This is a genomic window from Aeromonas bivalvium (assembly GCF_000819765.1).
Taxonomy (GTDB): domain Bacteria; phylum Pseudomonadota; class Gammaproteobacteria; order Enterobacterales; family Aeromonadaceae; genus Aeromonas; species Aeromonas bivalvium.
The window spans coordinates 109270-133762 of sequence record NZ_CDBT01000020.1 but is presented as its reverse complement, the minus strand read 5'-3'; the positions used below and the strand labels follow the sequence as shown (position 1 = coordinate 133762).

Below are 24493 nucleotides of genomic sequence, written 5' to 3'. Positions count from 1 at the left end.
CCCAAGGGCCATGGGTCTGCCCCCGGAGCAGGCCATGGCTGTGCAGACGACAGGCAGCAAGCCTGCCTGATCCGGCGAGCACAGTCCTTAGGAGCCAGAAAGCACAACACCGGCCTTGGCCGGTGTTGTTCATCAAGATGGAGGAAGATCTTGCGCTCAGCGCCCCTTCTTCTGGCGCCCGCCCTGCCCTGGCCGCGGTTTGCCCGGGGCGGGTTTGCCCCCCTTGCCGGGCGCGCTTTTACCTGCTCCCCCTTTGCTGGCGGTCCCTTTGCCCGCCCCTCCCTTGCCTGCGGGGCTCTTCTTCTCGAAGGCCTCGGGGCCCGGCACATTGGGGCGCCCGCCAATCTCGTGATCGTCGCTGCGGCGTGGCTTCTTGCCCTGGGCCGGTTTGGCGGTTTGCGTCGCCGGGGTCTTCTCCCCCTTGGCCGGTTTCACCTCGGAGGAGGAGTCTTCAATGAGCTTGAACAGCTCGATCAGCTCGTCGTCGGTGAGATCGCGCCACTCCCCCACCGGCAACCCCTTGAGGCTGACGTTCATGATGCGAATGCGCTCGAGCTTGGTCACCTCGAAGCCGAAGTGCTCGCACATGCGACGGATCTGGCGGTTGAGCCCCTGCACCAGGGTGATGCGAAACACGAAGGGGGCCTCTTTTTTCACCTTGCACTTCTTGGTGACGGTGCCGAGGATGGGCACCCCGGCCGCCATGCCCCGAACGAACTCGTCGGTCACCGGCTTGTCCACGGTCACCAGGTACTCTTTCTCGTGATCGTTGCCCGCCCGCAGGATCTTGTTCACCAGATCCCCGTGGTTGGTGAGGAAGATGAGCCCCTGGGAGTCCTTGTCGAGGCGCCCTATGGGGAAGATGCGGGTACTGTGATTGACGAAGTCGACGATGTTGTCCTTCTCCGCCGCCTCCGTGGTGCTGACGATGCCCACCGGCTTGTTGAGGGCGATGAAGACCAGGCTGTCGGCTTCGCGCGCCTCTATCACCTGACCGTTGACCTTGACCAGATCCCCGGCAAACACCTGATCTCCCACCTCGGCCCGCTTGCCGTTGATATAGACATGGCCCTGCTCGATGAAGCGATCGGCCTCGCGCCGGGAGCAGATACCGCTCTCGCTGATGTATTTGTTCAGACGCATGGATTCATCGGCCAGCATGGGTCACCTGCCGGGTCATAGCGTTCAAAAGGTGTCTCGGCTGAGTCAGCCAGATCATGGTCGGGTTAGTCTGCATACGGTTCCATCTACAAAAAGCATCTACAAAAAGTATCTACCAAAAGCATCGGCAAAAAGGTCATCTCAAAGGGACAAGGCTTTCACGCTCATCACCAAAAGCGCCGCTACAGTAGCACATTGCGCCATCCCTTGCCCTGGCGCGTGTGCAGGAACCTTGCCCTCAGTGAAAGGGCGCTGCTGGTTGCCACCGGGCCCGGCGTCAACGCAACAACGACGATCCCCGGCTGTCGTTGCTGTTGACCACTGCTGTTGTTGACCACTCAGGCCAGGGTCGTCTGAGAGGCACTTTTCGCCCCCTTGCGCAGATGGTCTGGCTCCTTCTTGTCAGTGCTAACACCCGCCTGAGCCATCCGCCCCCTGGCGGCTGTACTCAGGGATAGCGGCTGATCTCGATGAGGTTCTGATCCGGGTCGAGGCAATAGACAGATTCGATGGGGCCGCAGGCCCCGCTTTTCGTCACAGGCCCCTCCACTATCTCCACCCCCTGGCTCGCCAGCTGGGCCATCACCTGATCCAGGGGCCAGCGGGTGATGAGGCAGAGATCCCCCGAACCCACCTGCGCCCGGTTGCGCGGCTCCTCCCCCAGCAATTGCAGATTGATCTTCTGGTTGCCAAAGCGCAGCGCCCGGCGCCCCGCCCCGAAGGTGATGGGCTCCATCTTGAAGGCGCCGCTGTAAAATCCCACCGCCCGCTCTATGTCGCTCACCGTCAATACCAGATGGTCGATATGGCTGATCATGCTCGCTCCCTGTCATGGTGACTGCCGCACCATCATAGCCAGTCCCCTTGACAGAGACTGTGCCTTGGCCCGCAAAGCCCCTGTCTCGTAGACCCCCATCTCCTTGCTCGCTTTTGTGTCGCCCGTTAGGAGTAAGCAAATACCAAGGGCATGATTTATTTACATAAATACATTGATGATGCGCAGGTTCCTCAATTTTTCGGCTGAAGGATGGTGTCGATTGGATTAAGATGCGCACCATCAAATGCAACTCGGATGAAACCATCCTTAATTCCTGAAGCGGCATAGGGATGGCTATCGGACGCGAGGGTCGGCTTTGCGCAAGACATGGACGGAAGAAGAGTTAAAGGCAACGGTGGCCGCCTATCTGGATATGCACAACAAGACGCTGGATGGCATCCCCTTTGTTAAGAAACACTATTACGCTGAACTAGCGACACGATTCACACGCTCCGAAAAATCATTTGAATATCGGATGCAAAACATCTCTTACGTCTGCGTCTTGATGGGCAGGGCTTGGGTCTCTGGCTTAAAACCCGCCAAACATGTTGGTCAGCAGCATGTGCCCATCATAGAGCGCCTGATCTGCGAGCTGGATGGCCAACCTTATATGGGGCATGCCGTGTTCGAGCATCAGGTCATCCAATATAAGGCGAAGTCCATGCGCCCTCTTCCTCTTGGGACACAGGAGCCAGCGCAGCGTTATGCCAGCACGATAAGTTATGCGAGGGATCCCCAGGTCAAAGCCTGGGTGTTAGTGACCGCAGCTGCGAAATGTGAGTGTTGTGATGAGCAAGCCCCCTTTAACACGGCGACCGGGGAACCCTTTCTCGAGGTGCATCATCTGCGCACCTTGGCGGAAGGCGGCTCGGATACCGTCGGCAACACGGTCGCTCTGTGCCCCAACTGCCACCGCGAGCTGCACTATGGCGCCAACAAAGAAGCGCGCCGAGACGCGCTTTACCAAAAGCTCCCCAGACTCATCAGAGAGTAAGGAAGCCTGACGCCTTGCTCCCCACACAGCTCGCCCATGGCGATCTGTGTTTGGGATGCCTGCTCCCGCCTTTCCCTCTCCTCCCCTCGGTGGATGGCATGGATGCGACGGCCCCCTGACCTCCAACCACATCATGCTGAGGGATGGCGTGGCACCCAGCTACCTATACCCCTGCTTTTCAAGCGGGAAAATTTGGAACCCGCCTTGCGACAAGGCGCAAAAGGGCTCTGTCAGCAAGGGGGGAATTCAGGGTGTTTACTCTGATCCAGGGCTCATTTCGGCACGTATTGCTGGCCGGTTTCGGGCGCCTCTGGTGTACAATCCACAGCCCGATCTTCCCCGCTAGCCCGGCCAAGGCTCAGGCCGTTATCCATCCCAGAGTGAGTGACAGTGACCGCGACCCACCCCATGCTTGACAGTTATTACAGCCAGGATCTGGTGTTTTTCTCCATCCTGGTGGCGGTGCTCGCCTCCTACACGGCGCTGAATATGACCAGCCGGGTGAGCCAGAGCCAGGGACAGGCCGCCGCCCTTTGGCTGGCGGGGGGCGCCTTCGCCATGGGGCTCGGCATCTGGTCCATGCATTTTATCGGCATGCTCGCCTTCAACCTGCCCATCGCGCTCGGTTACGATCTGACCCTCACCGGCCTCTCCCTGATAGCGGCCATCGGCTCGTCGGCCTTCGCACTCTGGCTGGTGAGCCGCCCCCAGCTGCCCTGGCACCACATAGCGGGGGGCGCCCTGCTGATGGGGGCCGGCATCGCCACCATGCACTACATCGGCATGGCGGCCATGAAGATAACCCCGGGCATTCATTACGATCGCGGCCTCTTCGTGCTCTCCATCCTCATCGCCGTGCTCGCCTCGGGCGCCGCCCTCTGGATTGCATTTCGCCTGCGCAACAGCACGCCCCGCGCCTTCTTTCGCAAGGCCATCGCCTCCCTGGTGATGGGGGGGGCCATCATCGGCATGCACTACACCGGCATGGCGGCGGCCCAGTTCCCCGAGGGGAGCCTGTGCGGCGCCCTCTATACCGGGCTCAATGTCCAGTGGCTGGCGACCGTCATCATCATAGTGACCCTGGCGGTGTTCGCCATCGCCCTGGTGCTCTCCATGCTGGATGCCCACGCCGCCCGCCTCTCCACCTCCCTGCATCAGGCCCACGACGAGCTGCTCAAGCTGGCGCTCCATGACAGCCTGACCCGGCTGCCGAACCGGCTGCTGTTCGCCGACCGGCTGGAGCAGCGCATCCAGGAGTGCCAGCACAGCCAGCGCAGCTTCGCCCTGCTGTTTCTCGATCTCGACGGCTTCAAGATCATCAACGATGCCCACGGCCACCACACGGGAGACCTGCTGCTGACCGAGGTGGCGGCGCGCATCACCGGCTTGCTCGGCGGGAGCGACACCGCCTCGCGCTTTGGCGGCGACGAGTTCGTGCTGGCCCTGGCGCCGGGGGATGTGAGCCAGACCACGGCCTTCGCCGAGCGGCTGCTGGCCGCCCTGGCCCAGCCCTATGAGTGGGAGCATCACAGCCTGCACATCACCGCCAGCATCGGCATCGCCGTCTATCCCCAGGATGGTACCAGCCTGCACGAGCTCACCCTCAACGCCGATGCCGCCATGTATTACGCCAAGGAGCGGGGGCGCAACGACTACTACTACTTCGACAGCGCCATGAATGCCAACGCCCACCAGCAGTTCCTGCTGCAAAAGGCGCTGCAACACGCCCTGGAGCGAGGGGAGCTGGCCCTGCACTACCAACCCAAATACGACGCCCGCAGCGGCCAGGCGGTCGGTGCCGAGGCGCTGCTGCGCTGGCAGCACCCGGAGCATGGGGCCATCTCCCCGGCCAGCTTCCTGCCCCTGGCGGAGAAGAGCCGGCTCATCATCCCCATCGGCAACTGGGTCATCGACGAGGCCTGCCGCCAGATGAGCGCCTGGCGCGCGGCGGGTCATGACGACTGGAGCGTGGCGGTGAACCTCTCCACCATACAGCTGGCGAGCCCCGGATTGCTGGAGGAGGTGCAGGGCGCCCTCTCCCGTCACCGGCTGGAGGCCCGCCACCTCACCCTGGAGATCACCGAATCCACCGCCATGGAGAACGCCGAGGAGAGCCTGGCCATCCTCAATCGCCTGGCCGAGCTCGGGCTCGGCATCTCCATCGACGACTTCGGCACCGGCTACTCCAGCCTGCTCTACCTCAAGCGCTTCCCCGCCAACGAGCTCAAGATAGACAGGGGCTTCGTCGCCACCCTGGCGCAAGACGGGGACGATGCCACCATCATCGCCGCCATCATCGCCCTGGGTCAGGCCCTGGGGATGCGCATCGTGGCCGAAGGGGTGGAGACCCAGGCGCAGCGCACCCTGCTCACCCAGCTCGGCTGCGACACCCTGCAGGGCTATCTGCTGGGGCGCCCCATGACGGGGGAGCAACTGCTGGCCCACTGCCACCAGACGCGAAGCGCCTGACCGGTCAGGGGCGCCCGCGCTTGCGGCCACTTTCCCATGTACCACGCCCATGAAAAACGGCGCCCGAAGGCGCCGTTTTTTTCACTGTCGTCCTGGCGATGCCACAGACGGGGAACAAGGGGTGAGCTTATTCCTCTTCCAGGTAGGCATAGCCTTGCAGACCCAGCTCCAGCTCGTCGAGCAGGGCCTTGCGGGTCTCGTCGTCCAGGGCCGGATGGGAGACGATGCGCTGATAGCTCTCGCGGATCACCGAGGGGTCGATGTTGACGTAACGCAGCAGCTGGTCGACGGTGTCGCCGCGCACCACGTTGCGAATGTCCATCTTGCCTTCCTCGTCCAGCCAGACTTCCGCGCAGTGGGTGTCGCCAAACAGGTTGTGCAGATCGCCGAGGATCTCCTGATAGGCCCCCACCAGGAAGAAGCCGACGTGGCACTCTTCGTGCTCGCCATACTCCGGCATCGGCAGGGTGCTCTCGACCCCCAGACCATCGACGTAGTGCTCCACCTGACCGTCGGAGTCACAGGTGATGTCCATCAGGATGCCGCGGCGGGTGAGCGGACGCTCGAGGCCGGCAAGCGGCATCACCGGGAACACCTGACCTATGCCCCAGGCATCGGGCAGAGACTGGAACAGGGAGAAGTTGGCGAAACACTTGTCCGCCAGCTTCTCGTTCAGGTCATCGGCCAGGGCGCGGTGGCTGCGGTTGATGGGGTTGAGCTTCTCTTTCAGGGTGAGGCAGGTGTTCTGGTGCAGGCTCTCGGCCCAGGCACGCTGCTCCAGGTTGAGCAGACCCATGGTGTACTGGGCGTTGACGTCGGTCAGGTCGGCCAGGGAGTCATGGAACAGCTCCAGCAGGGAGGGGTCTTCCTCGTTGTTGAGCTCGAGCCAGCCTTTCCACATGTTCTGCAACAGGGTCGGCGCGTCCTCATCCGGTGCATGCACCTCGCTCATCTGGGCCCCTTCGGCACCAATGATGTTGGTGACCAGCACGGCGTGGTGAGCGGTCAGGGCGCGGCCGGACTCGCTGATGATGGTCGGGTGCGGCAGGTCGAACTCGCGGCAGACATCGCCGATGCCCCACACCACGTTGTTGGCGTACTCGGACAGGCTGTAGTTGGCGGAGCAGTGGCTCTGGGAGCGAGTCCCTTCATAGTCCACCCCCAGGCCGCCGCCCACATCGACCACGTCGACGTTGGCGCCCAGGCGACGCAGCTCGGCGTAGAAGCGGCCGCACTCGCGGATGCCACCCTGGATGTCGCGGATGTTGGCTATCTGGGAACCCAGGTGGAAGTGCAGCAGTTGCAGGCAGTCCAGCTGACCCAGGCCGCGCAGACGCTCCACCAGGGCCAGGATCTGGGAGGCGGAGAGGCCGAACTTGGACATGGCGCCACCGCTCGATTCCCACATGCCGGAGCCGGTGGAGGCGAGACGGGCGCGCACCCCGATATTGGGCTTGATGTTGAGGCGCTTGGCCTCGTCGAGCACCAGCTCCAGCTCGGAGGGCTTCTCGACCACTATGTAGACCTTGTGGCCCATCAGGTTGCCAAGCAGGGCGTGACGCACGTACTCACGGTCTTTGTAGCCGTTGCAGACGATGACGGAGCCGCGATCGTGATGATGGGAGAGGACCGCCAGCAGTTCTGGCTTGGAGCCCGCTTCCAGGCCCAGACGGGGCTTGTCGCTGTAGGACTGGCTGATGGTTTCGATGACGCGGCGCTGCTGGTTCACCTTGATCGGGTAAACGCACAGGTAGTCCCCCTCATAGCCTGACTTTTCTATGGCCTGACCGAAGGCGTTGAACAGGGCATCCACCCGGCTCTTGAGGATGTCGGGGAAACGGAGCAGCACGGGCGTGGTGAGCCCGGACTGACGCAGTTGTTCGATGGCGTCAGACAAGACGATCTGCGCCTCGGGGCGAGATTTATCGGGCGATACCGTCACGTGACCGGCGTCGTTGATATTGAAGAAACCCGCACCCCAGTAGGGAACGTTGTACACCTTCAAGGAGTCCTTGCTGGACCAGTTAGTCATGGGCTATGCCTCGCAAATGAGCGGCCGGGGGCCGCCTTCGTTACCCTCAATCACATCCAGACCATCGATCGCAGAGTCTGACCAGCGGGTGGCGGTCTGGGGTCCCATCATGCTTGACCATGACGGTGACCTTCATGCGCCCCCGGATCCTCTATTGCACATCGCGGCAAGCCAAGGCTGCCTGGTGGATCTTGGGAAGTAACGAGTCTTGATGTGGGGCTTGTGGCTTTACATCAAGCTCAACGGTATGCGGTGCTGGGTCAGAGCACCGCGGTACTTTGATGGCACGCGGCATCAGCCACGCCACGGCTCATCATGGCCTCGCAGTCACTACACCCAGGGAGGGGAATTTCAAGGAAGAGAGGGACGAGGCGCCATCGCAAACGCGAACAGATGACGACAAGATGCCGCAGCCGATACCGCCATCCACGACCGCCCATGACAAGGGGATGATGATGAGCCCGGGGGCCCACTCGGTCGTCTGGAGATGGCTATGTCTGCTGTTCTCCCTGATACCGGAACCTAACCGGTATAAAAGAAATCCAATCCCTGCAGTGTCTGTCGTGTCTGCATGCCTCGCCCTATAGGCGGTCGAACTCAAGGGGAACTGGCGGCCTCGCCTGCTCAGGGTGACCCCTTGGATCGGCGCGGAGTTTACACACTTTGGCGTCGGGCTGACAATAAAAAATCCTGTTAAATTTTCGCTTTTTTGCCATGGGGTGGATCTCGCTGCCAACCAAGCCAGCTCTGGGGTTGGCCCCTGTCCCCCTCCCCTGGCGGCCTCTGGCTTTTTGCGCTCTTTCCCCAACGCCAGATCCCCCCTTTTTTCCCGGCGCCGGCCAGCGGACAGGGGCTGTCGGCAATCAAGCTCAAAAGAGCCCCCCCGCCTGCGATCGCCATCAAACTGTCATCGACCTGCCACGGGGCGGGAACAGAAGGAGGCCATGCTGGGGGGAGAACCACAGCCGGAGTCAGCCATGTTCAGCGTCGACAGCCTACTTCATCAGCACTTTCCCCGCCTCACGCTCCCGGGCCCGGCCCGCAGCGCCCTCAAATGGCTGCTGCGCGAGCGCGACTTCCAGGCCTTTGCCGCCCAGTTTCCCCACCTCAAGGGGCTCGATTTCGTCGAGCAGGCCCTCAGCCAGCTCGATTTCGACTATCGGGTCAGCGATGCCCAGCTCGAGAACATACCGGCCGAGGGGCGGGTCATCCTGGTGGCCAACCACCCCATCGGCTCCCTGGATGGCCTGGCGCTGCTGCGCCTGCTCGGCCGCATCCGCCCGGACGTCAAGATAGTGGCCAACCAGCTGCTAGCGGGCCTGGCCCCCCTGCGCCCCCTGCTGCTGCCGGTGGACAATCTGGGGGGCAAGACCGACAGGCGCGCCATCCTCGCCATGGGGGAACACCTGGCCAGGGAGGGGGCCCTCATCATCTTCCCGGCCGGGGAAGTGTCGCGCCTGGGGCCCAGGGGGATCAAGGATGGTCCCTGGCAGGGAGGCTTTCTCAAGCTGGCCAGGCGCACCCAGACCCCGCTGGTGCCGATCCACCTGGGGGCGCGCAACGGCCTGGGTTTCTACCTCGGCTCCTGGCTCAACAAGTCCTGGGCCGGTCTCCTGCTGGTCGGCCAGCTGTTTCGCCAGCAAGGGGGGCGCATGACCATCACCATAGGTCAGCGCATCCCGCCCCACGCCTTCAGCGCCCTGCCAGCCAAGGAGGGGGCCAGACTGGTACGCGCCCACCTCTATCGCATCGGACGCGGCAAGCCGGGCCGCCTCACCACGGAGGCCCCCATCGCCCTGCCGGGGGACAGGGTGCGGCTCAAGCAGGCGGTGGAGGGCTGCGAGGCCCTCGGCCACACCCCGGACGGCCAGGGGATCTACCTCTATCGTCGCCACGAGCAGAGCCACTCCGAGATACTGCGCGAGCTGGGGCGCCTGCGGGAGATTGCGTTTCGGGCTGTGGGGGAAGGGTCGGGCAAGCGCCGGGATCTGGACGGCTATGACGATGACTACTATCACCTGCTGCTCTGGGATCCGGCCCGCCTCGAGATAGTGGGGGCCTACCGCTTCATCCCGGTGCAGGAGATGCTGGCGAGCAAGGGGCTCGCCGGCCTCTACAGCCACACCCTGTTTGGCTTCGACCCGGCGCTAAGGCCCCAGCTGGATCAGGCCATCGAGCTGGGCCGCAGCTTCATCCAGCCCGCCTACTGGGGCAAGCGCGGCCTGGACTACCTCTGGTTCGGCATCGGCGCCTACCTGGCCCGCTATCCCCACTACCGCTACCTGTTCGGCCCGGTGTCACTGTCTGCCAGCCTGCCGCCCCAGGCGCGAGATTTGCTGGTGAGCTTCTACCGTCAGCACTTCGCCCCCCGGGAGGGGACGGATGGCGCCCCCCTCGCCCCCTCCCGTCGCCCCTATCCGGCCACGGATCCCCACTTCGCGGATCTCGACTATGGTCGCGCCCTCACCGAGCTCAAGTCCCGGCTCGGCAACCTGGGCTGCGCCATCCCCACCCTCTACAAGCAGTATTCCGAGCTGTGCGAGCCGGGGGGCGTCCAGTTCATGGACTTTGGCATAGACCCCGACTTCAACCACTGCATCGACGGCCTGGTGTGGGTGGACGTGAGCCGGATAAAAGCCCACAAGCGGGCCCGCTACATCAGCAGCCATCTGGCCGATCCGCACCCATAGCCCTGCGGGCGCAACACAAACAGCAGAGGGAGGCCATGGCCTCCCTCTGCTTTCTCGCTATTGCTGAACACCTTTAGGACGCCCAGCCAATCAGGCATTATTGCTGGACACCTTTTGACACGCCCAGCCAATCAGGCGTTACTCGCCCGGCTTGCGATCCGAGTGGCCGAGGTCGCGCTCCGGGGCGATGAGATCGCGCACCCGCTGCTTGATCTCCTTGGCCTCGGGGAAGCCCTCGTCCGCCACCCTGTCCCACACCAGCACACCGTCCACCAGGATGCGAAACTCCCCCTTGCTGGCGGGCACCAGGGCCACCTCGCCCAGATCGCTGTCAAAGGTCGACAGCAGTTCCTGGGCCAGCCAGGCGGCGCGCAGCATCCAGCGGCACAGGGTGCAGTAACGGATCTCTATCCTGGGTTTGGCCATGGTCTGTGTGTTCATCGGGTTGCTCCGTTCTTGCCCGCCCCCTGGCGGTCTCTGTTCGCTATGTATCCTTCACTGCCGGCATTCACTACCAGCATTCACTACCAACATGGAACAGGCCGTTGATAACGCTGTCCCTTTTGCCCTGCCAACCCGCGTCACTGGGTCACGCCGTGGAAGTCGGCCAGCCAGTGGCGGGCGATGGTGCGCATCAGATCCGGCGGCAACTCCCTCAGCCCGTGCACCATGGGGAATTCGGCCAGCAGCCGCATCCCCTCGATGATCTCCGCCAGCACCAGGTAGACATACTCTCCTATCACGGCGCCATGGACGAAATTGACCGCCTCGCCGCGATTGAGCAGGAAGATGGTGCTGCCATCGGGGCGGATCAGGGCCAGTACATGGGGGCACACCTCCTCGCTCGGCCAGGGCAGCTCGGCCAGGCTGAAGGCGAACTCGTCATCGGCCGAGGTGACGGAGGCGAGCATGGCGCCGGGGCGCAGCGCCGCCAGATCCTCGAGGTTGAGGGAGCCGTTGCCGGTGGAGCAGACCACCAGCTCGGCCCGGGCCAGGGCCTGGGCCTTGTCCACCAGCTTGAAGCCGTGGGAGAGGGCCTCCACCTGGCGCAGCTCGTCCGTCTCCACCAGCTCCAGATGCAGGTTACGGCACCTGAGCTCGCGGGCGATGCTGCGTCCCACCTTGCCATAACCGAACAGGGCCGCCTGGCAGACGTTGAAGGTGCGGTTGAGGGTGCGGGCCAGGGACTCGGCAGAGTAGACCACACTCAGCCCTATCTGGATATCTTCCGCCTGCTTGAGGGGGCTGCGGGCCACCGACAGCACGGGGGCCATCAGGGGCTCGAGGGCGTAACGCTGATGGCCGTTCTCCGTCATCTCCACCACCCCGAGAAAACGGGGGCCGAAGCACTCGGCGAGCTGGGCCTGGGTGCGGGCAAAATAGCCACCAATGTCCAGGATGACCAGGCGCTCATGGGCCGCCACCAGGGGAGCAATCCTGGCGACCACCTGCTGGGGACAGTTGCTCCACTGGCGATTGAGCTCCAGCACGGGGAAGTGCTGGCAGGCCCAGGCCAGGGTCTCGCCATGGGCCGACTTGGGCTTGGGCAGGATGGCGCCAATGCGCCCCACCTGGGCCAGGGCCTGGATGAAATGGGGGCGATCGGGCAGCAAGTGAGTCACAAGCAGAATGCAGAGTCCCTCGATGGGGCCCTGCCGGGTAAAATGGCGAAAAAACAGATGCTCAGATCCTTGACTGCGCAACTGTGGCCTCCTTAGCACGCCGCAAACCGCGGGCAAACAGAAACCCGGCCTGGCCGGGTTCTGAAAGTGTCCAAAAACGAGATATGGAACCTTTGTAGCCCAAACGCGATTGAGGCTCAATCTTTATCGGGCAAAAGTATGCGCCAGGTGGCACTGCGCCCGTTAATTGATTGTTTTACATGCACTAACCCATTGATAGGTTTTTCATCAATAGAGGGAGGCTTCGGGCCAGACGAACCAGAGACTGAGGCCGGTGCCGAGGGCGGCCAGCGCGATGAGCGCGCCCCAGCGCACCGGCAGCGGGCGGGATCTCAGGCGCCACTCCAGCGCCGGCAGCAACCAGACCGGCAGCAGGGCCAGCAGCGGCACCTCCACGTATTGCCAGGCGAGCATCTGCACGAAGGCAAGCGCCAGCGCCAGGGCTGCCGGGGTGACGCTCACGCCGGCAAAGGCCCCAAGCAGGGCGCGAAACCCGGCCAGGGCGGCCAGGGCACCGGCCAGCTGGGCGATGAGCAGGCTGCCATCGATGCCGATCACCAGGGCCAGCCAGATGAAGCCCAGGGCAAACCCCACCCCTTCCCGGCTGTCACCGCGCACCTGGGTCCAACCCAGCCAGCTCAGGGCCAGCGCGAGCGCCCCCCAGAGCGCGGGCGTGCCCCTGATCAGGGTGGCAAAGCCCAGCCACCAGATGAGGGCGCCGAGACCGGCGAAGAGTGCCAGGGCCAGCCAGCGGTTGGCCAGGGGAGCGGCGATGGCCGCCACCAGCAGGGTCAGCGGCAGCCACTGCCACGCCTTGACCGGCAGCAGATAAGTGCCTCCGACCAGGCAGCCCACCAGCCAGAGCGCCAGGGCATCCCAAAGATACCCCAGTCGTGGCCAGCGCCATGACAGCAAAGCGGCCCCCAAAGGGGCCGCCAGGGTTTGTAGCAAGAGTGCTGCGCCCATTACTTGCGCACACCTTCGACAAACAGGTTGATGCTCATCTCGTCCGGAATGCCCGGCAACATGTAGTTCACGCCAAAGTCGCTGCGCTTGATGGTGGTGGTGGCGTTGAAGCCGCTGCGGTAGCCGCCCCAGGGATCCTTGCCTTCCCCTATCTTGACCAGATCGAAGGCCACGTCCTTGGTGACGCCGTGCAGGGTCAGGGTGCCCTTGAGCACGCCCTTGTCCTTGGTGCCTTCATAGGCGGAGCTGACGAAGCTCATCTTGGGGTATTGCTTGACGTCGAGGAAATCCGGGCTGCGCAGGTGCTTGTCGCGGGCCTCGTGGTTGGAGTCCACGCTGGCGGCATCCACCTCGAAGCTCGCCTTGGCGGCGGCAGGGTTGGCATCGTCCATGGAGAAGGTGCCGCTGAAGGTGTTGAAACGACCCACCAGCTCGGAGAAACCAAGGTGACCCACCTTGAACTGCACCGTGGTGTGTGCCGGATCCACGTCATAGTCGGCGGCCATCAGCGGCATGGTCATCAACAGGCTGGAGGCCAGCAGAAGCGGTGTCATTTTCATTTATCGTTCCTTCGTGAGTAACGTGATGGGGGATTGTCAGATGCTAACCCACCATGAGAGAGTGATAATCAGTGATTTATTAAAATAATTATCAACTGAGAGTGGAATATGGATCAGATCGCCGCCATGCGCGTCTTCATCAAGGTGGTAGAGCATCAGAGTTTTACCAGGGCCGCCGCCCAGCTCGGCATCTCGGTCGCCATGACCTCCAAGCTGATGCAGCAACTGGAGGAGTCCCTCTCCACCCGGCTGCTGTCACGCACCACCCGCCAGGTCAATCCCACCGAGGCGGGCCAGTTCTACTACCAGCGCTCCCAGGCCCTGCTGGCGGAGCTGGAGGAGACCCACAGTCAGCTCACCCGCAACAACCAGCAGCCCCAGGGCACCCTCAAGCTGTCGGTGCCCATGGATTTTGGCTACCTGCACCTCTCCCCTGCCCTGCCGCTGTTTCGCACCCGCTTCCCCGAGCTCAAGCTGGAGATAGAGTACAGCGATCGGCGGGTCGCCCTGGTGGAAGAGGGCTTCGATCTGGCGCTGCGCATCGGCAACCTGCCTGACTCCTCCCTGGTGGCCAAGCCCCTGGCCAGCATGCGGCTCGAGGTGTGCGCCAGCCCGGAGTACCTGGCACGCAGGGGCAACCCCCAGACCCCGGAGGATCTCAAGGAGCACGACTGCCTCGTCTACACCCTGACCCAGCCGGACTGGGTCTTCACGCGAGCTGGCGCGCAGGTGAGCGTGCGCCCCCAGGGGCCCCTTCGCGCCAACAACGGGGTGGCCCTGACCCGGGCCGCCTGTGACCATCAGGGCATCATATTGCAGCCCACCTTCATCGTGGGGGATGCGCTGCGGGAGGGGAAACTGGTGTCACTGCTGCCCCAATGGGACAAGGGGGAGGTGGGGCTCTACGCCCTCTATCCGCACCGCCGCTTCGTCTCGGCCAAGGTGCGCTGCTTCATCGAGTTCGTGCAGGAGCGTTATCTCGCCCCCCACTATTGGGACAGACCACACCCATAGACCACTGTCATGATGGGAAGGACTCCCATCATCTCACCACCTTGCCAGAACAAGGACAGACCACAGCCATGATCGGAAGGGCTCTCATCATCCTGCTACCTCCCCAGAACGGGGACAGACCACAGCCATGCTGGGAAGGGCTCCCATCATCTCGTCATCTAGATATCTCGTCAGCACTGGGACATATCTCATCAGTGCTGGGACAGGCCGCAGCCATGATGGGAGGCTAGGGCACCGCCGCCCCTGCGCGGGCCTGCAGCAGGGTGCCATCGCACTGGATCTGCCAGCGCGGTAGCCGGGACTGGATCTCCGCCAGCTGGGACCCGTCCAGGGGATAGGGCAGGGTCACCGTCAGGGCGCCGCAGTCGTGCAGGGCGGCCAGTTGCAGCAGCAGGACCAGGTTGGCCTCGTCGCGGCGGTTGCGATTGATGCGCCGCTCCACCTCGAAGCGAAAGTGCCCCTCGGGATCCGCCGTCATCGCCTGCCAGCCAAAGCCGAACAGCGGCATGACGGCGCTGACGATGCCAAGGGCGGTGAGGGGCCGTTTGGGAGGGTGATAGAGGGCATTGAGGTCGAAGGCGACCGGCTCCTGCATGGGGACCCGATCCCGGGATAAGATGTTATTGCTCATTGGCCTGACCTCTTGGTTCCTCTAGAATCCGTCGCATAGTCAAACGTCCATGCCAACGAGGTGCTGATGCTAAGCGATATCGAGATCTCCCGCCAGTCCCCCCGCCTGCCCATCGCCGAGGTGGCAGGGCAGCTCGGCATCAAGGCCGCCCATCTCCACCCCCACGGCCATTACAAGGGCAAACTCGACCTCGCGCTGCTCCATCACGCCCCCGCCCGCGAGCCCGGCAAACTGGTGCTGGTGAGCGCCATCACCCCCACCCCCCTTGGCGAGGGCAAGACGGTCACCACGATCGGCCTCTCCATGGGGCTCAACCACATAGGCCAGTCCAGCATCGCCACCATACGCCAGCCGAGTCTCGGCCCCGTGTTCGGGGTCAAGGGGGGCGCCGCCGGGGGCGGCATGGCCCAGGTGGTGCCGATGGAGGAGATGAACCTCCATCTCACCGGGGATTTTCACGCCCTCAGCGCGGCCCACAACCTGGCCTCTGCCGCCCTGGATGCCCGCCTGTTCCATGAACGCAAACTCGGGGACAGGTTCAGCGCCAGCACCGGCCTGGTGCGCCTCGATATCGACCCGGCCAATATCCTCTGGCCCCGCACCCTGGACATGAACGACCGGGCGCTGCGTCATCTCACCCTAGGCCAGGGGGGCCCCGCCGATGGTGTCGAGCGCCCCGATCGCTTCGTCATCACCGCCGCCTCCGAGCTGATGGCCATTCTGGCGCTGGCGAGCGATCTGAAAGACTTGCGCGCCCGCATCGGCCGCATCCAGCTCGCCCTCGACCTTCGCGGCCAACCCGTCACCGCCGAGCAGCTGGAAGTGGCGGGGGCCATGACGGTGCTGCTCAAGGACGCCCTCAAGCCCACCCTGATGCAGACCACGGAGCAGACCCCTGTGCTGGTTCACGCCGGCCCCTTTGCCAACATCGCCCACGGCAACTCCTCCGTCATCGCCGATCGCATGGCTCTCGGCCTTGCCGACTATGTGGTGACCGAGGCGGGGTTCGGCTCCGACATGGGGCTGGAGAAGTACTTCAACATCAAGTATCGCCAGTCCGGCCTCGCCCCCGCCTGCGTGGTGCTGGTGGCCACGGTGCGCGGCCTCAAGGCCAACAGCGGCCTGCTGGACATCAGGCCGGGCCAGCCGTTGCCGGCCAGCCTGCAAGGGGAAGATCTGCCCACCCTGAAAGCCGGGTGTGCCAACCTCGCCTGGCACATCCACAACGCCCGCCGTTATGGGGTGCCCGTGGTGGTTGCCATCAACCGCTTTGCCACCGACAGCCAGGCCGAGCTGGATCTGCTGGCCCGCGAGGCGCTGGCCGCCGGCGCCTGCGGGGTCGCCCTCTCCCGGGCCTTCACTGACGGTGGCGCGGGAGCGGCGGATCTGGCTCACGCCGTGGTGGCGGCCTGCGAGCAGCCCAGTGAGATCAGGCTGCTCTACCCCGATGAGATGAGCCTTGCCGCCAAGCTCGCCACCCTGGTGGAGTGCGGCTATGGTGGCCGTGGCGTCACCCTCTCGGACAAGGCGCGCCAGCAACTGGCCAGGCTCTCGGCAGAGGGCTGGGATCACCTGCCCGTCTGCATGGCCAAGACGCCGCTCTCCCTGAGCCATGACCCGGCCAGGAAGGGCGTGCCGACGGACTTCGAGGTGCCCATCGAGGAGGTGAAGCTCTGCGCGGGGGCAGGCTTCGTCTATGCCCTGGCGGGCCCCGTCATGACCATGCCGGGCCTGGGCAGCCTGCCGGCCTACCGCCATATCGACATCGACGATGAGGGGAATGTCATCGGCCTGAGCTGACGCGCAGGCTGGCAGCCTACCCTTCCTGAGCGCCACATCGACATCGACGATGAGGGGAATGTTGTCGGCCTGAGCTGACGCGCAGGCTGGCAGCCTGCCCTCCCTGAGCGCCATATCGACATCGACGATGACGGCGAAATTGTCGGCCTGAGCTGACGCGCAGGCTGGCAGTCTGCCCTCCCTGAGCGCCATATCGACATCGACGATGAGGGGAATATCGTCGGCCTGAGCTGACGCGCAGGCTGGCAGCTTGCCCTCCCTGAGCGCCATATCGACATCGACGATGACGGAGAAATTGTCGGCCTGAGCTGACGCACCACATCGACATCGGCGACAACGGCAACATAGTGGGCCTGAGCTGACGGCCCCCATTCACCACATCGCCAGAAACAGCAAGGCCCCGCCGATGGGCGGGGCCTTGTGGTGCGTATCAGGACGCCATCAGTAGTGGAAGCGCCCCAGCTTGCTCATGACCGTCTCGGTCAGAGCGTGCATCTGCTGACTCTGGGCATCCTGCTCCCGGGCCACCCGGGTGGAGGCGCTCGCCAGCTCGTGGATGTTGCTGACGTTCTGGTTTATCTCCTCGCTCACCTTGGATTGCTGCTCGGCGGCGCTCGCAATCTGGGTCGCCATGTCCTGGATGCGGTCGGCGGCCTGCACTATGGTCGCAAGCTCCCCCACCGCCTGCTCGGCATCGCGCAGCGCCAGGCTGCTCAACTGGCGACCCTCGGTCATGGTGTCGACCGCGGCGCTCGTGGTGTCCCGCAGCCTGTCTATCATCTGCTGGATCTCCTGGGTCGAGGCCCGGGTCTTGGAGGCCAGGGTGCGCACCTCGTCCGCCACCACGGCAAAACCGCGACCATGCTCGCCGGCCCGGGCGGCCTCGATGGCGGCGTTGAGCGCCAGCAGGTTGGTCTGCTCCGAGATGGTGCGGATCACATCCAGGATGCTGCCAATCTGCACCCCCTGCTGCTGCAAGGCGGTGATCTTGTCCGACACCTCGCTCACCTGGGCACTCAGCTGACGGATGCCGTTGGCCGAGGCGCTCACCACCTGCTGTCCCTTGTGCACCGCATGGCGGGTCTCATCCACCGCCTGGGCCGTGATCTGGGCACTGCTGGAGACAGAGTCTGCGGTCGATGACATCTCATGGATGGCCGTGGCCACCTGTTCCACCTGCTCCAGCTGATGCTGGCTGTTGCTCAGCCCCTGCTGGGCCTGGCGGGCCGAATTCGCCGCCGCCTGCTGCAACTCGTGCACGCTGGTGGCGGTGTCGGTCACTATGCCCTGCACGGTCGCGACGAACTGGTTGATCCCCTCCGCCAGCACCCCGGTTTCGTCGCGCCTGTGCTGGGTCAGCCGCTGGGTCAGATCCCCTCCGGCGCTGGAGAGGCGCGTCACCATGCGAGTCGTCTGCTGCATCGGCCGGGAGATGGACCCCGCCGCGAAGGCGAGCCCGGCCAGCCCGGCGCCCGCCACCAGCATGCCCACCATCAGCTGGGTCCAGACTCCCTTGCCAAAGGCCTCGGCACGGGCCTGCGCCATCCGCTCATAGTCGGCGTAGAGGGCACTGTTCGGCACCTCGATGGCGATCCCCCAGGCCTGCTTCACCTTGTTGAGGCGGATGGGGGCGAAGACCCTCAGCCCATCGGCGCTCTCGTCGCTGCCCGCTTCACTGCGCTGCAGCTGCGCCAGCAACGGCGAGTCCTGCAAGCGTTGCCCCACCCCGTCGCCATCGCGGGAGTCGGCGGCTATGATGCCCATGGGGCTGATGATGCGCACCCTGCCCTGGCCGTCGAACACCCGCTGGCTGATGTTGGCGGCCAGCCGTTGCAGGTAGTTGAGGGAGTAGTCTATGCCCACCATGCCGAGGTATTGATCCCCGTTCAGCACAGGCACCACGAAGGAGGTGAGCAGGGTGGGCTGACCGTTGACCTGGTAGACGGAGGGGTCGACCGCGCAGCTGGCCTTGCTCTCCTGGGGGCAGAGATACCACTCGGAGGCCCGGATCCCGTTGTCGCTCGGCGTCTTGCTGTAGAAGTCCCCCAGGGGTTTGAGACCAAAACCGGCCGGCCCGCGGCTCCAGTAGGGGGCGAAGTTGCCCGATGCCTGGCTATGTCGGCCATTGCCGGTATGGAGCGCATCCTGACCGTCGAAGCTATTTGCCTCCCAGCCACTGTAGATGCTGAGAAAATCCGGGTTGCGATCCCCTATGTCCTTGAGCAGGGCGGTGACCTCGTCCCGGCCGAGGGGGGCTGGCTGATGGACATTGCCCGCCAGCAGCGCCGCCAGGGTTTCACCGGCATCGAGCGCCAGCTCGAAGGAGCGCGCCACCTCGCTCGCCTGCCCATCCGCCAGGGTCAGCAGCCACTGCCTGGCCTGCTGGCGGGCAGCGTCGTGGCTCTCCTGCTGGATCTTCTCCTGCATACCGGCCAGGGAGAGGTAACCAAACCCCACGACGCTGAGCACGGTGGCCAGCAGGATGCAGCCAGCAAAAAACATCACCTGATACTTGATAGAACGAAACATAACGAACGTGGCGCCTGTAAGGATAAAAGCCAATGATAATAATGGGTTGAGTCAAGCACCCAAAACAATTGCTCGAAAAAAAGATAATCTTTGTGAGCGAATTCGAACATCTGGCCTGTCATCCCCCCATCCGGTAGGCGAAGGGGCAGACAGGCGCGGTGCGGGCGATCACAAACACAAGACCCCGCCGATGGGCGGGGCCTTGTGTCATCCATGGGTCAAGGCTTAGAGGGTGAAACGCTGGGTCATCTGGTGCAGATTGTTGGCCAGCTTGCTCAGCTCGACACAGGCCTGGGCGGTCTGCTGGGCCCCCTGGGCGTTCTCGTCGGCGGCATTGTGGATGTTCACTATGCTGCGGTTGAGCTCCTCGGTGACCGCATTCTGCTCTTCGGTGGCAGTGGCGATCAGGGTGTTCATGTCGCTGATCTCGGTGACGGCGCCGTTGATGCTGTCGATGCTGTCCCCCGCTTCCCGTGCCAGCCCGACGCTCTCCTGCATCTGCTGACGGCTCAGCTGCATGGCGTTGCCGGCCTCGGCGGTGCGCTCCTGCAACACCTCGATCATCTTGCTGATCTCGGCGGTGGAAGCCTGGGTGCGCTGGGCCAGGCTGCGCACCTCGTCCGCCACCACGGCAAAGCCGCGACCCTGCTCGCCAGCCCGGGCCGCCTCGATGGCCGCATTGAGGGCCAGCAGGTTGGTCTGCTCGGCGATGCCGCGGATCACGTCCAGCACCATGCTGATGTTGGCGCTGTCCGCTTCCAGTTGCGACACCACAGACCCCGCCTGCTCTATCTGCCGGGAGACCTGCTCTATGCTGCCGATGGCGCTGCGCACCACCTGGTTGCCCTGGGTCGAGGTGCGGGAGGCATCCTTGGCGGCGCTCATGGCGTCCGTGGTGTTGCGAGCCACCTCATTGACGGTGGACTGCATCTCGTTCATGGCGGTGGCCACCTGGGACACTTCACTCTGCTGGCTGGCCATGCCGCTGGCGGACTGCTCGGAGATGGCGCTCACCTCCTCCACCGCGCTGCTGAGCTGGCTCACCGAGCCGGCTATCTCGCTCACCAGGTCCGCCAGCGACCCCTGCATGCGGTCGATGGCCGACCCCAGCTGGCCCAGCTCGTCGCGGTTGAAACGCCCACCCCGGATCCACTCCTGCAGCTCGCCGCGACCCAGCTCGCCATTGGCGATGCGCTGGGCCTGACGGGCCAGCATGATGAGGGGATCGCGGATCTGACGGGTCAACACCACGGAGAGGCCCACCACCAGCGCCAGGCCGACCAGCAGGGCCAGGGTGACGCTCAGCTTGGCGGAATCATAGGCCGCGACCACTTCCTTGCGCGATACCTTGGCATAGCCGTGGTTGATCTGGATGAGCTCGGCCACCGACTTGCTCAGCCGGCTATAGAGGGTGAACCCCTCCCCCATGACCAGCTGCTGGGCCTGATCCAGCTGACCTTGCTCTTGCAACTGCTTGATCCGCTGATACATGGCCGCATAGCTGGCCCAATCGGCCTTGACGGTGTCGAAGGTGCGGCGCTCGGCCACGTCCTCCGCCCAGATGGTGGTGTCATGCTGGGCCAGTTGCTGGGCAACCTGCCCGAAGGCCTGCTCCCTCATGCTGATGTACTGGGCCCGCTGCTGAGGGGCGTTGGCCACCAGGAAAACATTCAGCTCATAGCGGCGCAACTCATTGACACGCTCACCGATGGCGCTGGTGCGAACGACCGCGGGCAATATGCTGTCGGTGAAGCCGATGGCCGCCCGGTTCATGTTGCTGAATTCAAACAGTGAGAAGCCGCCGACGAAGGCCATCATCAGGCCGAGCAGGGCAAAGCCGGCGCTGAGCTTCTTGCCAATGGTCATGGTACTGGTATTCATGGTGTGTCCTGGAAGGTGGGGAAACAGATGTCGCTCGTCCTGTCTGTGCCTTCCTGGCTCGTGTGGTGGTGACCCCCATCCCTGGCTGCGCGTCCAGCCTTGCTGACTCCCTATCCCACGGGAGCGAGGCGAGCATGACGGCAGGCGGCAAGGCCTGGTCCATGGACTCGATCTTGCCGCTCAACCTGTGTCCGGACTCGGGGAGCCGGGCACAGGGCTGTTATATCGACCGCCTGGCAGGATCCCTTAACCCTTTTTTCAAACGGCAATCTTGAGCCCCTCCCCGAGGGGTAGTGACCCATGGGGACAGGCGGCAAGCATTGCGGGAGAAGAGGGCGAGATAGCAAGGGAGGAGAGGCAGAAAAAACCGAGGAGGGCATTGCCCTCCTCTTAGTGTCAGTGGCCTAGCGTTTCAGGCCGGCCAGGAACTCGGCGCGAGTATCTGGCTGAGTCTTGAACACCCCACCCAGGGAGGTGGTGGTGGTGTAGGAGGTGGAGTCCATCACCCCACGCGCCTTCACGCAATAGTGGGTCGCGGCTATGCTGATGGCCACATCCTTGGTGCCGAGCAGGGTCTGCAACGCCAGCAGGATCTGCTGGGTCAGCCGCTCCTGCACCTGGGGACGGCGGGCGAAGAACTGGACGATGCGGTTGATCTTCGACAGGCCAATCACCTTGCCACGGGGGATATAGGCCACGTGGGCCAGCCCGTCTATGGTGACGAAGTGGTGCTCGCAGGTGCTGGTCAGGCTGATATCCTTGACCATGATCATCTCGTCCACCTTCATCTTGTTCTCGATCACCGTCACCTTGGGGAAGGTGGCGTAATCGAGGCCGGCGAAGATCTCGTTCACGTACATCTTGGCGATGCGGTGCGGCGTCTCGGCCAGGCTGTCATCGGCAAGATCAAGCCCCAGCGTCTCCATGATGGATCTCATGTGGCCCTCGATCTTCTCCTTTTTCTGCTGGCTGTTCAGCGCATTGGCGACCAGAGGGGTCTCCAGCCCTTCGGCCACCAGGGCTTCCCTGACCAGCAAGGCTTCCTGACTTAAGCTCATCATCTTGTCTCTCTCCCACGCAGAGGGAATGGTATGACCCACAGGGCTTGTGGCGGCATAGTAAACGGCGATTGGCCTCATATTTCAAGTCAACTGCGCCCCATGCCCTGACTTTATGTTAATACGAGGTGTTTTACTGCCCCGATCGCCTGCCCATTCGGGGGGGATTTTGGGATAATCCCCCCACACCACAGTTTTCCTTACCCAAGAGGTCATGACGATGGGATTTGATAACGGCGCACTGCGCTCCCTGGAGGATGCACTGCAAGGCATGCTGGCCCGGCTCGACTGCCGCTGCGAGGCCGAGTCCGTGCCCCTGCCCGAGGCCCTTGACCGGGTGCTGGCCAGCGACATCCTCTCCCCCCTCTCGGTGCCCCCCTTCGACAACGCCGCCATGGACGGCTATGCCGTGCGCCTTGCCGATCTCGCCGCCGGGGCGCCGCTGCCCGTGGCGGGCAAGGCCTTCGCCGGCCAGCCCTATGACGGGGATTGGCCCGCCGGCCACTGCATCCGCATCATGACCGGTGCCCCCGTGCCCGTAGGGACGGACGCGGTGGTGATGCAGGAAGAAACGCAAGCCGGCGACAACGGGATCACTTTCCTGGCTCACCCCGTAGCCGGCCAGAACATCCGTCGCCGTGGCGAGGATCTGGCGCAAGGGTCCCGGGTGCTCGAGAGCGGCCTGCGCCTGAGCCCCCGCGAGCTGCCGCTGCTGGCATCCCTTGGCATCGCCAGCGTCTCGGTGCACCGCCCCTTGAAGGTCGCCATCTTCAGCACGGGGGACGAGCTCAAGCCGGTGGGCACCCCGCTCCAGCACGGGGACATCTACGACTCCAACCGCTACGGGGTCAGGGCCATGCTGAGCCGCATGGGCATAGAGTGCCTGGACCTTGGCATCATCCCGGACGATCCGGCGGCCCTGAGCGCCGCCTTCCAGCAAGCCGACCGCGAGGCGGATGCCCTGATCACCACCGGCGGCGTCTCGGTGGGGGAAGCGGACTTCACCAAGCAGTTGCTCGAAGAACTCGGCGAGATCGGCTTCTGGAAGCTGGCCATCAAGCCGGGCAAACCCTTCGCCTTCGGCCGGTTGCCAAACGCCTGGTTCTTCGGTCTGCCGGGCAACCCCGTCTCCGCCATGGTCACCTTCGATCAGCTGGTGCAACCGGCCCTGGCCAGGCTGGCCGGCCAGCAGTTCGCACGTCCGCTCCGCCTCCAGGCCCTGGCGGCAGAGCCCCTCAAGAAGAGCCCGGGGCGCCAGGACTTCCAGCGCGGCATATTGAGCGCGGGCCCGGATGGCCTCGAGGTGCGCAGCACCGGCTCCCAGGACTCCGGGGTGTTCAGCTCCCTGTCCCGGGCCAACTGCTACATCGTCCTCGAGCAGGAGCGCGGCAAGGTGGCCGCCGGTGAGACGGTCACCGTCGAGCCCTTCTCGGGACTGCTGCTGTGAGCGAGATCCTGAGCGACGCCGAGCTCCTGCGCTACAACCGCCAGATAGTGCTCACCTCCTTCGACTTCGAGGGGCAGGAGGCGCTCAAGCAGGCCAGCGTGCTGGTCATCGGCGCCGGGGGCCTGGGCTGCGCCGCCGCCCAGTATCTGGCGGTGGCCGGGGTCGGCCGGCTCACCCTGGTGGATTTCGATCGGGTGGAGCTCTCCAATTTGCAGCGCCAGGTGCTGCACAGCGACGAGCGGGTCGGCCAGTTCAAGGTGGAGTCCGCGGCGACCACCCTGCGCGCCCTCAACCCCTGGCTCGAGGTGGAGACCCACGCCACCCTCGCCGACGAGGCGCTGCTCGATGCCCTGCTGCCGCGCCACCAGCTGGTGCTCGACTGTACCGACAATGTCGCCATCCGCAATCTGCTCAACCAACGTGCCCGCCAGCACAGAGTGCCCCTGGTCTGCGGCGCCGCCATCCGGCTGGAGGGGCAGCTGTGCAGCTTCACCTGGCAGGAGGACGAGCCCTGCTACGCCTGCCTGAGCTCGCTGTTTGGCGAGCAGGCCCTCAGCTGCGTCGAGGCGGGGATCCTGGCCCCCATGGTGGGGCTGGTGGGCAGCCTGCAGGCCCTGGAGGCCATCAAGCTGCTGGCCGACATGGGCACCAGCTATCGAGGGCGTCTCCTGCTCATTGACGGCCTCAGTGGCCGCTTTCGCGAGCTGACACTCCCCAAGCGCCCGGACTGCCCGGTCTGCTCCCGCCCCTGAGCGGCACATC

The 24493-nt window shown here is 64.3% G+C and carries 18 protein-coding genes; 7 read left to right on the top strand and 11 right to left on the bottom strand.

The genetic code is table 11. The features are described from left to right. Window positions 1–156: 156 nt before the first annotated feature. Both rluF and BN1119_RS08150 read right to left on the bottom strand, forming a co-directional pair. Window positions 157–1161 (bottom strand): 23S rRNA pseudouridine(2604) synthase RluF, encoded by a 1005-nt coding sequence (rluF, locus tag BN1119_RS08155; protein WP_041996345.1) that lies wholly within the window; start codon window positions 1159–1161, stop codon window positions 157–159. Between the two features lie 448 nt (window positions 1162–1609). Beyond that, window positions 1610–1978 (bottom strand): VOC family protein, encoded by a 369-nt coding sequence (locus BN1119_RS08150; protein ID WP_041996342.1) that lies wholly within the window; start codon window positions 1976–1978, stop codon window positions 1610–1612. A 316-nt stretch (window positions 1979–2294) separates the two neighbouring features. Between BN1119_RS08150 and BN1119_RS08145 the strand changes: the two genes are divergently transcribed. Further along, window positions 2295–2972 (top strand): HNH endonuclease, encoded by a 678-nt coding sequence (locus BN1119_RS08145; RefSeq protein ID WP_244463701.1) that lies wholly within the window; start codon window positions 2295–2297, stop codon window positions 2970–2972. A gap of 408 nt (window positions 2973–3380) precedes the next feature. Further along, window positions 3381–5441 carry a putative bifunctional diguanylate cyclase/phosphodiesterase gene (locus BN1119_RS08140; protein WP_041996602.1) on the top strand — a complete coding sequence of 687 codons (2061 nt, stop codon included), beginning with the start codon at window positions 3381–3383 and terminating at the stop codon, window positions 5439–5441. Window positions 5442–5568: 127 nt separating this feature from the next. On the opposite strand, the gene speA is transcribed toward BN1119_RS08140, so the two are convergent. Further along, the gene (gene speA / locus BN1119_RS08135) at window positions 5569–7473 is read right to left on the bottom strand and encodes a biosynthetic arginine decarboxylase (RefSeq protein ID WP_041996335.1); all 1905 of its coding nucleotides are present in this window, start codon (window positions 7471–7473) and stop codon (window positions 5569–5571) included. A 977-nt stretch (window positions 7474–8450) separates the two neighbouring features. Between speA and BN1119_RS08130 the strand changes: the two genes are divergently transcribed. Continuing rightward, window positions 8451–10163 carry a bifunctional ornithine lipid synthase OlsF gene (locus BN1119_RS08130; RefSeq protein WP_041996333.1) on the top strand — a complete coding sequence of 571 codons (1713 nt, stop codon included), beginning with the start codon at window positions 8451–8453 and terminating at the stop codon, window positions 10161–10163. 138 nt (window positions 10164–10301) lie between these two features. On the opposite strand, the gene BN1119_RS08125 is transcribed toward BN1119_RS08130, so the two are convergent. The 4 genes from BN1119_RS08125 to BN1119_RS08110 form a co-directional block, all read right to left on the bottom strand. Beyond that, on the bottom strand, window positions 10302–10604 hold the full coding sequence (locus BN1119_RS08125; RefSeq protein WP_041996330.1) for an Rdx family protein: 303 nt from the start codon (window positions 10602–10604) through the stop codon (window positions 10302–10304). A 140-nt stretch (window positions 10605–10744) separates the two neighbouring features. Beyond that, a complete protein-coding gene (locus tag BN1119_RS08120) occupies window positions 10745–11866 on the bottom strand; it encodes an adenosylhomocysteinase (RefSeq protein WP_041996327.1) in 1122 nt (373 codons plus the stop codon). A gap of 207 nt (window positions 11867–12073) precedes the next feature. Continuing rightward, the gene (locus tag BN1119_RS08115; RefSeq protein WP_041996325.1) at window positions 12074–12811 is read right to left on the bottom strand and encodes a hypothetical protein; all 738 of its coding nucleotides are present in this window, start codon (window positions 12809–12811) and stop codon (window positions 12074–12076) included. Further along, on the bottom strand, window positions 12811–13371 hold the full coding sequence (locus BN1119_RS08110; RefSeq protein ID WP_041996322.1) for a YceI family protein: 561 nt from the start codon (window positions 13369–13371) through the stop codon (window positions 12811–12813). Before BN1119_RS08110 ends, BN1119_RS08115 begins: the two co-directional genes overlap by 1 nt. 108 nt (window positions 13372–13479) lie before the next feature. On the opposite strand from BN1119_RS08110, the gene BN1119_RS08105 reads away from it, so the two are divergent. Further along, complete coding sequence (locus BN1119_RS08105; RefSeq protein ID WP_041996319.1) at window positions 13480–14385, top strand: LysR family transcriptional regulator; 906 nt, start codon at window positions 13480–13482, stop codon at window positions 14383–14385. A gap of 226 nt (window positions 14386–14611) precedes the next feature. Here the strand turns inward: BN1119_RS08105 and BN1119_RS08100 are convergent, their stop codons facing one another. After that, the gene (locus BN1119_RS08100) at window positions 14612–15016 is read right to left on the bottom strand and encodes a hypothetical protein (RefSeq protein ID WP_041996317.1); all 405 of its coding nucleotides are present in this window, start codon (window positions 15014–15016) and stop codon (window positions 14612–14614) included. A gap of 66 nt (window positions 15017–15082) precedes the next feature. On the opposite strand from BN1119_RS08100, the gene BN1119_RS08095 reads away from it, so the two are divergent. Beyond that, complete coding sequence (locus BN1119_RS08095) at window positions 15083–16816, top strand: formate--tetrahydrofolate ligase (protein WP_041996315.1); 1734 nt, start codon at window positions 15083–15085, stop codon at window positions 16814–16816. 441 nt (window positions 16817–17257) lie between these two features. Here the strand turns inward: BN1119_RS08095 and BN1119_RS08090 are convergent, their stop codons facing one another. From BN1119_RS08090 to folE, 3 genes are all read right to left on the bottom strand, one after another. Next, on the bottom strand, window positions 17258–19345 hold the full coding sequence (locus BN1119_RS08090; RefSeq protein WP_041996313.1) for a methyl-accepting chemotaxis protein: 2088 nt from the start codon (window positions 19343–19345) through the stop codon (window positions 17258–17260). Between the two features lie 225 nt (window positions 19346–19570). Further along, complete coding sequence (locus tag BN1119_RS08085; RefSeq protein WP_041996311.1) at window positions 19571–21226, bottom strand: methyl-accepting chemotaxis protein; 1656 nt, start codon at window positions 21224–21226, stop codon at window positions 19571–19573. Window positions 21227–21630: 404 nt separating this feature from the next. Next, window positions 21631–22287 (bottom strand): GTP cyclohydrolase I FolE, encoded by a 657-nt coding sequence (gene folE / locus BN1119_RS08080; protein WP_041996308.1) that lies wholly within the window; start codon window positions 22285–22287, stop codon window positions 21631–21633. Window positions 22288–22504: 217 nt separating this feature from the next. Between folE and moeA the strand changes: the two genes are divergently transcribed. Beyond that, a complete protein-coding gene (gene moeA, locus BN1119_RS08075) occupies window positions 22505–23731 on the top strand; it encodes a molybdopterin molybdotransferase MoeA (RefSeq protein WP_041996305.1) in 1227 nt (408 codons plus the stop codon). Continuing rightward, entirely contained in the window at window positions 23728–24483 is a 756-nt protein-coding gene (locus BN1119_RS08070) for a molybdopterin-synthase adenylyltransferase MoeB (RefSeq protein ID WP_041996303.1), read from the top strand. Before moeA ends, BN1119_RS08070 begins: the two co-directional genes overlap by 4 nt. Window positions 24484–24493: the final 10 nt, after the last annotated feature.

What these genes read in the sequence shown, in the direction of transcription:
- rluF (WP_041996345.1), bottom strand. Translation starts at nt 1,161, where the DNA reads ATGCTGGCCGATGAATCCATGCGTCTGAACAAATACATCAGCGAGAGC.
- BN1119_RS08150 (WP_041996342.1), bottom strand. Translation starts at nt 1,978, where the DNA reads ATGATCAGCCATATCGACCATCTGGTATTGACGGTGAGCGACATAGAG.
- BN1119_RS08140 (WP_041996602.1), top strand. Translation starts at nt 3,381, where the DNA reads ATGCTTGACAGTTATTACAGCCAGGATCTGGTGTTTTTCTCCATCCTG.
- speA (WP_041996335.1), bottom strand. Translation starts at nt 7,473, where the DNA reads ATGACTAACTGGTCCAGCAAGGACTCCTTGAAGGTGTACAACGTTCCC.
- BN1119_RS08130 (WP_041996333.1), top strand. Translation starts at nt 8,451, where the DNA reads ATGTTCAGCGTCGACAGCCTACTTCATCAGCACTTTCCCCGCCTCACG.
- BN1119_RS08125 (WP_041996330.1), bottom strand. Translation starts at nt 10,604, where the DNA reads ATGAACACACAGACCATGGCCAAACCCAGGATAGAGATCCGTTACTGC.
- BN1119_RS08115 (WP_041996325.1), bottom strand. Translation starts at nt 12,811, where the DNA reads ATGGGCGCAGCACTCTTGCTACAAACCCTGGCGGCCCCTTTGGGGGCC.
- BN1119_RS08110 (WP_041996322.1), bottom strand. Translation starts at nt 13,371, where the DNA reads ATGAAAATGACACCGCTTCTGCTGGCCTCCAGCCTGTTGATGACCATG.
- BN1119_RS08105 (WP_041996319.1), top strand. Translation starts at nt 13,480, where the DNA reads ATGGATCAGATCGCCGCCATGCGCGTCTTCATCAAGGTGGTAGAGCAT.
- BN1119_RS08100 (WP_041996317.1), bottom strand. Translation starts at nt 15,016, where the DNA reads ATGAGCAATAACATCTTATCCCGGGATCGGGTCCCCATGCAGGAGCCG.
- BN1119_RS08095 (WP_041996315.1), top strand. Translation starts at nt 15,083, where the DNA reads ATGCTAAGCGATATCGAGATCTCCCGCCAGTCCCCCCGCCTGCCCATC.
- BN1119_RS08090 (WP_041996313.1), bottom strand. Translation starts at nt 19,345, where the DNA reads ATGTTTCGTTCTATCAAGTATCAGGTGATGTTTTTTGCTGGCTGCATC.
- BN1119_RS08085 (WP_041996311.1), bottom strand. Translation starts at nt 21,226, where the DNA reads ATGAATACCAGTACCATGACCATTGGCAAGAAGCTCAGCGCCGGCTTT.
- folE (WP_041996308.1), bottom strand. Translation starts at nt 22,287, where the DNA reads ATGATGAGCTTAAGTCAGGAAGCCTTGCTGGTCAGGGAAGCCCTGGTG.
- moeA (WP_041996305.1), top strand. Translation starts at nt 22,505, where the DNA reads ATGGGATTTGATAACGGCGCACTGCGCTCCCTGGAGGATGCACTGCAA.